This is a genomic window from Dyella kyungheensis (genome assembly GCF_049913195.1).
GTDB classification, from domain to species: domain Bacteria; phylum Pseudomonadota; class Gammaproteobacteria; order Xanthomonadales; family Rhodanobacteraceae; genus Dyella; species Dyella kyungheensis.
Map to the genome: position 1 here is coordinate 2,357,583 of NZ_CP183983.1, position 8,393 is coordinate 2,365,975.

Below are 8,393 nucleotides of genomic sequence, written 5' to 3' on the forward strand. Positions count from 1 at the left end.
AAATGAATGATGCCAGCAGCTACGTGGATCTTCCGGTCGTCGGCAAGCCGCTTCGCCGTATCGATGGGCCGCTCAAGGTCAGCGGCTCCGCACGATATGCCTCGGATTTCTCCTTTCCGGAGATGGTCTACGCCGTGCCGGTATGCGCCACCGTGGCTAGGGCCCACATTACAGCCATCGATGCAGCGGCCGCGGAAGCGATGGCGGGCGTGCGCAAGATCTATACGCGGCAGAACATCGGCAAGTTCTACCGGGTGTCCAAGGCAAGCAAGGCGAAGATCGATGAAGCCAGGCCGCCCCTGGACGACGATGAAGTGCGCTACTACGGCCAATACGTGGCGCTGGTGATTGCCGACACGTTCGAGCAGGCCACGGCGGCGGCCCGTGCCGTGCAGGTCCGCTACACCAACGTGCAGGCGCCGCTGGTATCCGTCCGTCTCGACAGCGACAAGCCGCCGGAAACGGAAACCGAGCGCGGCGATCCCGATGCTTCTTACGAGAAGGCTGCCGTCAAGGTCGACCATACCTACAGCACGCCCGTCGAAACACATAATCCCATCGAGTTGCATGCCAGCGTGGCGTTGTGGGATGGCACGCGGTTCACGCTCTACGAAACCACGCAGGCGGTGATGAACTTTCGTGCCGTCATGGCGCAGATGCTTGGCGTGCCGACCGACAGCGTGCGGGTCATCACCGAATATCTTGGCTCCGGTTTCGGCGGCAAGCTGTGGCCGTGGACACAGGCATTGCTGGCTGCCGCCGCGGCGCGCGACCTGAAGCGTCCGGTCAAGCTGGTGGTGGATCGGCAGATGATGTTCCACAACGTCGGGCATCGGCCGAGCACTCAGCAGCGCATTCGGCTGGGCGCCGACGCCTCCGGCAAGTTGACCTCGCTGCGACAGGACTATCTCTATCAGCGCGCGTCACTGGCCGAGTACAAGGAGGACTGCGGCGAGGCCACGGGCTTCATGTACAGCACCCCTGATCTGCGTGTCACCAGTGCCTACGCGGAGCGCTCGGTGGGCCCGGCCACGTCCATGCGCGGACCGGGCGCCGTGCCCGGCTTGTACGCGCTGGAATCGGCCATGGACGAACTCGCGGTGGCGTTGAACATGGACCCGATTGCGTTGCGACTGCACAACGAGCCGCAGATCGACGAGAAGGAAAATATTCCGTTTTCCTCGCGGCATCTCAAGGAATGCCTCACGCGGGGTGCGGAAGTTTTCGGCTGGTCGCGCCGTCAAGCGAAAGTGGGCTCGATGCGCGACGGCGATGCGATTCTCGGCTGGGGTGTCGCCGCCTGCAGCTGGATCGCCGAGCGGTTCGCCGCGGAGGTGGCCGTTACGCTGCAAGCCGATGGTTCCGTGCGCGTGGCCAGTGCGACGCAGGACATCGGCACGGGCACCTATACGGTCATTGCACAAATGGCAGCGGGACTGGCTGGTGTGGACGTCGAGAAGGTCAAGGTCGTCATTGGCGACAGCAGCCTGCCGCCGGGGCCATGGTCGGGTGGGTCGATGGCGACCGGTTCGATGGTTCCCGTGCTTATCCAGGCCATCGAACAAGCGGGCGGACAGCTGGTGCAGATCGCCGCGGAGGAGGGCAAGCGGTTCAACGGCGCCAAGGCTGACCAGCTTGCGTTTACCCGGGGCCGCATCCACCGCCGTGATCAGGATCCGTCATCCGGCGTCCCTTTCTCCGAGCTCCTGCAAGAGGCGAAGACGGGCCATGTCGAGGGGTACGGCAAGGCGGAAGGCACCTTCGGGCAGAAGAAGAAAACCCATTCCACCCACTCGTTCGGCGCACATTTCGTGGAAGTGAAGTGGCAGCCCGAGCTTGCACGGCTGCGCGTTCAACGCGTGCTGACCGTGATCGATGCAGGCCGCATCGTCAATCCGCTCACCGGCCAGAACCAGATCGAGGGTGCCGTGGTCATGGGCATCGGCATGGCGATGTTCGAAGAAACCCATTACGAGCCGCGTACCGGCATGGCGGTGAACAGCAACCTGGCCGACTACATCATGACCAGCCATGCGGATATGCCGCCGGACATGCAGGTGATCTTTCTCGACTATCCCGATACCAAGGTCAACGCCATGGGCGTGCGTGGCATCGGCGAGATCGGCCTGGCTGGCATTGCCGCCGCCATCGCGAACGCCGCCTACCATGCCACCGGCGTGCGCGTGCGCGACCTGCCGATCCGCATCGAGGATCTCCTGAGCGAAAGCCGTAACGGCTGAAGCGCATGCCGGTATCCATGGCGAGGTCGCCGGACAGTTCCCCATCACCCACTGAAGGAGTCACTCATGACGCCGCTCGACAAACCGCTACGCCGGGAAGTCACCATCGATGGCAAGTCGTACACGCTGGTGCTCGATTCGACGGGTCTCAAGCTGACGCCTCGTGGGCATCGAAACGGCGTGGAGCTTCTCTGGAAGGATCTTGCCAGCGGCGACGCGGCTATCGCCTCCGCGCTCAACGCCAGCGTCGGCGAGCCGACGGGCTGACGTTGCGCGCATCGGTCGAAGCGTGCCGAAAACCTAGGGCGCGTCTTCGGGCGGAGGCTGCAGCTCCACGACCAGCTCCTCGAGCGCGTCGATCTGCTCGTTGAGCGCGTCGTGCAATTCGCTCTGGCGCGTCATCAGCGCCTCGATCGGCGCGGCCTGCTTGAGCTTCTTCAGCTCACCATCGAACAGCAGCCACTGGGCCGTGAGATTCTCCACGTTGTTCTTCGCGTAGTGGCGTATCTCCTTGAGTTGCGCCAGCGTGTCCTGAACGTGTTCGAGCGGGGTCTTCGCATCCGCAGTCATGAGCGACACCTCAAGTCATGGCAGTGCCCTTAGCGTATGAGCGCGGAGCTGGCTGCTGCCCAAACGGGGCTTCGGATCATTTCGATGGGGTTGCGCTCTATTTGATCAGCTCCAGATCCGGCAGCTTCCATGATTTGTCGAAGAACGATTTCTCCGGGCCATAGAGACGGAACAACAGCTCGAACTCCCCGTGCGGATCGGTCGGCACCCAGTTGCTTTCCTTGCCCGAAGGCGCAGCCGGCGCAAAGTAGATATCGATCGATCCATCGGCATTCTTCTGCAAGCCGGGCGTGTTCGACCCCCGGCTTGGCCAGCGCATGTCCTTGATAAGTGCATGCGTATCGTGATCGTAAGCCGTGACCGACCAGTAGAGCTTGACGGGCGGGTTGGCCGGCACGTGCAGGCGATAGGCCATTGCGCCATTCAGTGGGTTGCCGTTCTTGTCGTTGATGGTCACCAGGTAGAACTGACCCGCACCCAGATGTTTCGCGGAAAAGTAGGCGAGGGCATAGGCAACGGCTCGACTATCGATGGGATACCGGTTCGGGTTGGCAAAATGGTCGGCCATGTCGCCCGGAAAACTGGCCGGCACGGGCAGTGCCCAGTGCATGCCTTCGTTGAAGGGAGGCACGAAGGCTTGCTCCGTCCAAAGTTGAATCAAACGCCTCGCCTCCGGACCCAAGCGATCGAAGCTGGCCTTGTTGGCCGCCAGCGCTCCGTCCTGCTTGCCTTTGGCGATGCCCAGCGAAGCCAGCGGATCGATCATGGCCTTGTCGCGTTCGAGCCATGGTTCGATCTGCACGAAGCGATTGAGTGCGTCGAAGAAGCGCGAATCGTAGGGAATGGTCGAGTCGTATGGCTTGTCGAACGCATCCACGAAATGCGTTTCTCCTGCGGCCGACGAGCTTTCGTGCGGAAGGGGATAGAAGCGAATGCGTTTCCCGTATGCCACGGCTTTGGCGATGTCGGAATCGCTGCCGCTGCTCAGGTTGGAACGCAGGATTGCAAAGCCGCGATAGGTGGGCGAGCGCAGAGCGAAATAGCCATCCGGCACCTTGTCCTTGAAACCGGGAGGCAGGATCAGGTACTTGCCGCCGCTGCCCTTGTCCAGGCCGGCAGGGCCGACGTCCTCCAATGGATTTTGCCATCCATCGTCAATGCTTCCGGTAATCGACCCCTCGCCGGCAGCGGGAATCTCCAGCACGACCGGCCCATTGCGCGTGTCGTAGAACGGCGTGAAGTAAATGGTGTCGGGATTGGGCGTGAGCGTCTGGTTTTTCCAGTTGAGCGGCCTGGACCAATAAATGACCTGGTTGCCTCCGCCGCCCAGCTTTTCGAACGCATCGAGCATCAGCTGGAAATTGACGGCAGGCATGCCCCATACGAAGGCGTCGACGGACCGGCGTTCGATGTTTCGCTGGATCAGTTCCTGCTGGCTGCTATTGCCGCGGGAATCAGGGGAATCGGCGGCACGCGAAGGACTGAGCGACAGGCACGCAGCGAGCGCAACGGCCATGGAAATGGCGGTTTGACGTGCTTTCACAGGCAATCTCCTTTGCATGCGATAGCCAAAGGATGTTCTGGGGAAATGGCCTGCGCATCCGAAGAATCACGCGGCGGTACTAAGTAGTTTTACGTTTCCGCAATCGCTTGGCGTTGCTGATCGCACGCTGCCGATACGGCTGCATTCCCGCGGTGAGAATCTCGGCGGCCGAATCGGTGACGGCGGCAGCGCTTTTCCGGCTGCCTCGACCGTTGTAGAGCCACCACGGGGTCAACCAGGCATGTGCGGCGGTCGAACTTGCGGTGAAGAACATGGCGGTGGCCGATTGCTGAGTCGCCGCTACCTTCTCCGTGACCATGCCGACCAGTTCGCTTCGATCCCTGGCGGAAGGCGAATGGCCCATGCGGCTCATCTGGACGCTTCGTCGAGCCACCACTTCGGCCGATGCGGTCAGCATCTCCGCCGAGCGAGCTGCCAGGTTCCACCACACCATCATCGGATTGGTTCCGTTGAAGGCGCTCTTCTGCTTGCGTCGCATGTGATGGTCCTGAGGGAAAGGGATGTTCGGCACACATGAAGCGGGGCAGTGAGTCCGAATGGGAGTACGGCCGCTGCCCCGCTGCGACTGACGTCGATGCCCTTGCCCGGTCGGAGAATCCAGCCTGGGTAGAACGGACTTTCGGCCGAGTCGCAGCCGCATAGTTTCCGATGAGCTGTCAGGGGCGTGTGTAAACCGTCGGCTCGTGGCGTTAATGGTTCGGCACCCAGGGCTGGCGGCACACGATCAAACTCTCCCGCCATCCCGGTAATCAGGCAAGTAGACCGGATCCAGCCGTCTGGCATCCTCCATCCATTCGACGACCGACGTTCGTTGAAGAAGCAGGTCCATCCAGGTGGCCGCTTCGGCCCAGCGCGTGGGAACCGCGACATGGCTGAATATGCGCATGATCGTAGGCACGAAGGCCAGATCCGCGAGAGAAAGCGAGCCCATCAGGTAAGGACCGCCCGAGCGACGCAGGCAGTCACACCATGCGGCAAGAAGACGCTCGCCGTCGGCTGTTTCTTCGGCCGTGGGACCCCGCTTGTTCTCATAGAAGACGCTTTCAAAAGAAAGTGCCGGGCACAGGCCCGAGACTCCGCTGTGCTGCCATGCGAGCAGGGAGCGGGCCACCGCTCTGGCCTTCCTCTCCTTGGGAAGAAGGTCTCCACCGACCCGGTCATTGGCGTATTCCATGGTCGCCATCGAGTCGAAGATGACCACGTCGTCAACGATCAGCGCGGGGACGGATGCCGATGGCGAGAAGCGGGCGACCGCCGCGAGGGCATTCCCCCTGGCGGGTTCGGTCAGATCGACGTGCTTGAGGTCGAAGCGCAGGCCCGCCTCCTTGAGCGCGAGCCAGGCGCGGAACGACCAACTGGATGCGTTCTTGGTGCCGGAGTAGAGAATCATGACTGCTCTTCCATCGCATGGTGTGCCAATCGACACAGGACTCGCGCACGGGGATATGGATACCTTGTCCGTCCCCGACCACACAAGAGACAACCTGCATGCCTCAAAACATGCCCACCGAATTGCATGACAGCCTGCGTCCGCTGGAAGGCGACTGGACGGGCGAGGGCGAGGTTTATCCGAACCCATGGGGTCCGTCCGGGCTGACGCAATGTGCGTGGAAGTTCAGGATGGCCCACAGCGGGTTTCACATGATTCATGACTATCGTGAGGTTCGCGATGGGTCGTTCCGATTCGAAGCCCACGGGGTGATAAGTGTCGATCCGTCGACGGGGTCGATCGTGTGGTTCCTGTTCGACGACTACGGATTTCCGCCGGTCGATCCCGCCCGAGGCGGCTGGAAAGACGGTTGCCTCGAACTGGTCAAGTCGACGCCTCGCGGAGTAGGTCGCACGCAACTCGAATTGAGCGAGCAGGGGCTGGTTTACACGGTGGATTTCACGCCGCCGGGTGCCAACGAGCCAATGGTGGTCGCCAGGTCGACGCTCCGGCGCGTGTAAAGCCGTGGCCTCTTTGCACGGTGGTGATGCAGAGCCATTCATCTGACTGAATTTCGTGTCTGTCGCTGTTGCACATTTCGTTCGACAGCGAAATGACGCGAGCATCCCATCGCTACGATGGGTGCTCACTCAGAACAGGCCTGACGCCATGCTGGTATCGATGCTTTTGACCCTCGCGGCTTCGGCAAATCCACAGCCGGCCGCGCTCGAAACCACGTTGCTGGACATCCCGGGGACTCGAGGTGAGCTTCTGGCGTTGCATTGCGTATCGCCTGAAAAGGGATCGGGCAAGGCCATCCTGTTTATCCATGGCGCTAGTTTTCCAACGCGCCTGGCCAGTGGCTTTGAATTCGCACCGGGCGACTCCTGGCTGCATGCTGCCGCGCGGCACGGCTATTTGGCCTGCGGCCTCGATTTCCTCGGGTTCGGCGATTCAAGCCGGCCTCGCGCCATGCAGGGCGATCGTAACGACGCGCCGCCGGTAATGCGTGGGACGCAGGCTTCCGAGCAAATCGCCTTGGCGGTGGACTATCTGCATGCCGAGAGAAACATCAGCACGCTTCACGTGGTTGCCCACTCCTGGGGAACCGTGCCGGCCGCGCGTTTCGCAGCCATGCATTCCGGCGAGTTGGTCTCGCTCACCCTGTTCGGCCCGATCGTGCCCATTGCGAGTGCGTCCAAAGAGCAGGACGACTATGGCGCGTGGTGGAGCATCACGGCGCCGGAGCGGCTGGAGCAACTGCATTACAAGAGCATGCTGCCGCCTGATCTGCATCTGCTGGAGCCGGCCGTCGAGCAGAACTGGGCTGCGGCATTCAGTAAATCCGCACCTCACGCACCGACCGACGCGGCGGGTGTCCTGCGTATTCCCTCCGGGCCGTCGGCGGATATTCACGATGCGCGATTGGGCATCTACCCGTACCGGACTGCCGACGTGCGCGTGCCGGTGTTCGTGGTGTACGGAAGCTACGACAACATCGTCAACGACCAAACAGCCGCGCCGTTCCTGAGTCGCTTCGTGCATAGCCCACTGCGATGGCAACTTCATATCGACGACGGCACGCACGTGATGCATCTGGAGAAGGCGCGACGCTCGCTCTACGAGAGCGTCAACGCCTTTGTGCAGGCTGCGGAATCCATGGGGCACTGAGGTGCCTTCGGCAAGGGAACTCCCCAACCCCAACGACATGGCGTGTAACTCATGAACCCCAATGACGTAACTCCGCCTAACCAGTTTGAGCGAAAGGAAGACAGTCGCTCGTTGTTCGCGGTCGTGTTCGAAGTCAGGCCGAACGATGAGCGCGGCGACGATTACCTGAGCATTGCCGGCGGCCTCCGTCCCCGTCTCGTGACGATGCCTGGCTTTCTGGAGAACGAGCGATTCCGCAGCCGTTCGCGACCGGGTTGGTTGCTCTCGCTGTCGCTATGGGACGACGAAAAGGCACTCGTCCGCTGGAGAACCGTGGAAAAGCACCATGACGCGCAACGCGATGGGCGGCAGGGCGTGCTCGACGATTACCACATCCGCGTCGGCGAGGTCACCGCGGTTTCCGGCCGCTTCGCCGACCGCCAGGTCGGCTGGATGCGCCACGACGCCACGCAGATCGGTGAATGCCAGGCGCTGACCATTGTCGATACGCGAGATGCGCCGGATACAACGCTGCCGGACCGCTACCGTGGCACTCCCCATGCGGTCGAGCACGAGGTGTTCGACCACATCGGCACCCACGGGCGCGTCGCCATCGTGAACGCCTGGCGCACCCAGGAGGAGGCAGATGCCTTTGCCGTCGCTGCCCGGTCGCAGTGGGGCACGGGCGCCGGGATCTATGCCGTGCGCGTCTTCAGGGATTACAGCCTGCACGATCGACGCGAGGCGCCGCAGTTTTATCCGCCGCGCTAAGGGTCCGCGAGACGATCGCGTCGAGCGGCCGCCTCTGTCTACCCGGCCTGTGTGCCGACCTGCAGCGAAAATTCCGCTCAACCCTAAACTTTTTCTCGCACCCCCGGATAAGTAACCAAATGCCCCGTCAAAGCGGGGTTTCGGTTAGATGCTTATCTTGGGGAAGATC

General features: G+C 62.1%; 9 protein-coding genes. 5 read left to right on the forward strand and 4 right to left on the reverse strand.

What is annotated here, in order from left to right:
• The first annotated feature begins 2 nt into the window (after positions 1-2).
• Together ACN9MB_RS10535 and ACN9MB_RS10540 are read left to right on the forward strand one after the other, a co-directional pair.
• Positions 3-2,240 carry a xanthine dehydrogenase family protein molybdopterin-binding subunit gene (locus tag ACN9MB_RS10535; protein ID WP_426271770.1) on the forward strand — a complete coding sequence of 746 codons (2,238 nt, stop codon included), beginning with the start codon at positions 3-5 and terminating at the stop codon, positions 2,238-2,240.
• A gap of 66 nt (positions 2,241-2,306) precedes the next feature.
• On the forward strand, positions 2,307-2,507 hold the full coding sequence (locus ACN9MB_RS10540; RefSeq protein WP_204637827.1) for a hypothetical protein: 201 nt from the start codon (positions 2,307-2,309) through the stop codon (positions 2,505-2,507).
• 33 nt (positions 2,508-2,540) lie between these two features.
• Here ACN9MB_RS10540 and ACN9MB_RS10545 read toward each other — a convergent pair whose 3' ends face one another.
• The 4 genes from ACN9MB_RS10545 to ACN9MB_RS10560 form a co-directional block, all read right to left on the reverse strand.
• Positions 2,541-2,810: a hypothetical protein gene (locus ACN9MB_RS10545; protein WP_204637828.1), complete on the reverse strand. Its 270-nt coding sequence runs from the start codon at positions 2,808-2,810 to the stop codon at positions 2,541-2,543.
• A 97-nt stretch (positions 2,811-2,907) separates the two neighbouring features.
• Positions 2,908-4,353 carry a DUF1254 domain-containing protein gene (locus tag ACN9MB_RS10550; protein ID WP_426271771.1) on the reverse strand — a complete coding sequence of 482 codons (1,446 nt, stop codon included), beginning with the start codon at positions 4,351-4,353 and terminating at the stop codon, positions 2,908-2,910.
• A 79-nt stretch (positions 4,354-4,432) separates the two neighbouring features.
• A complete protein-coding gene (locus ACN9MB_RS10555) occupies positions 4,433-4,852 on the reverse strand; it encodes a hypothetical protein (protein ID WP_426271772.1) in 420 nt (139 codons plus the stop codon).
• A gap of 246 nt (positions 4,853-5,098) precedes the next feature.
• Positions 5,099-5,764 carry a glutathione S-transferase family protein gene (locus tag ACN9MB_RS10560; RefSeq protein ID WP_426271773.1) on the reverse strand — a complete coding sequence of 222 codons (666 nt, stop codon included), beginning with the start codon at positions 5,762-5,764 and terminating at the stop codon, positions 5,099-5,101.
• Between the two features lie 110 nt (positions 5,765-5,874).
• On the opposite strand from ACN9MB_RS10560, the gene ACN9MB_RS10565 reads away from it, so the two are divergent.
• The 3 genes from ACN9MB_RS10565 to ACN9MB_RS10575 all read left to right on the forward strand — a co-directional run bounded on the left by ACN9MB_RS10565 (position 5,875) and on the right by ACN9MB_RS10575 (position 8,224).
• Complete coding sequence (locus tag ACN9MB_RS10565; protein ID WP_426271774.1) at positions 5,875-6,324, forward strand: DUF1579 family protein; 450 nt, start codon at positions 5,875-5,877, stop codon at positions 6,322-6,324.
• Between the two features lie 148 nt (positions 6,325-6,472).
• Positions 6,473-7,474, forward strand: a complete 1,002-nt coding sequence (locus tag ACN9MB_RS10570) for an alpha/beta fold hydrolase (protein WP_426271775.1) — start codon at positions 6,473-6,475, stop codon at positions 7,472-7,474.
• Positions 7,475-7,525: 51 nt separating this feature from the next.
• A complete protein-coding gene (locus ACN9MB_RS10575; RefSeq protein WP_426271776.1) occupies positions 7,526-8,224 on the forward strand; it encodes an antibiotic biosynthesis monooxygenase family protein in 699 nt (232 codons plus the stop codon).
• Positions 8,225-8,393 lie beyond the last annotated feature (169 nt).

Bases quoted from the DNA above. Each gene is read 5' to 3' on its own strand.
- ACN9MB_RS10535 (WP_426271770.1), top strand. From the start codon at position 3: ATGAATGATGCCAGCAGCTACGTGGATCTTCCGGTCGTCGGCAAGCCG.
- ACN9MB_RS10540 (WP_204637827.1), top strand. From the start codon at position 2,307: ATGACGCCGCTCGACAAACCGCTACGCCGGGAAGTCACCATCGATGGC.
- ACN9MB_RS10545 (WP_204637828.1), bottom strand. From the start codon at position 2,810: ATGACTGCGGATGCGAAGACCCCGCTCGAACACGTTCAGGACACGCTG.
- ACN9MB_RS10555 (WP_426271772.1), bottom strand. From the start codon at position 4,852: ATGCGACGCAAGCAGAAGAGCGCCTTCAACGGAACCAATCCGATGATG.
- ACN9MB_RS10560 (WP_426271773.1), bottom strand. From the start codon at position 5,764: ATGATTCTCTACTCCGGCACCAAGAACGCATCCAGTTGGTCGTTCCGC.
- ACN9MB_RS10565 (WP_426271774.1), top strand. From the start codon at position 5,875: ATGCCCACCGAATTGCATGACAGCCTGCGTCCGCTGGAAGGCGACTGG.
- ACN9MB_RS10570 (WP_426271775.1), top strand. From the start codon at position 6,473: ATGCTGGTATCGATGCTTTTGACCCTCGCGGCTTCGGCAAATCCACAG.
- ACN9MB_RS10575 (WP_426271776.1), top strand. From the start codon at position 7,526: ATGAACCCCAATGACGTAACTCCGCCTAACCAGTTTGAGCGAAAGGAA.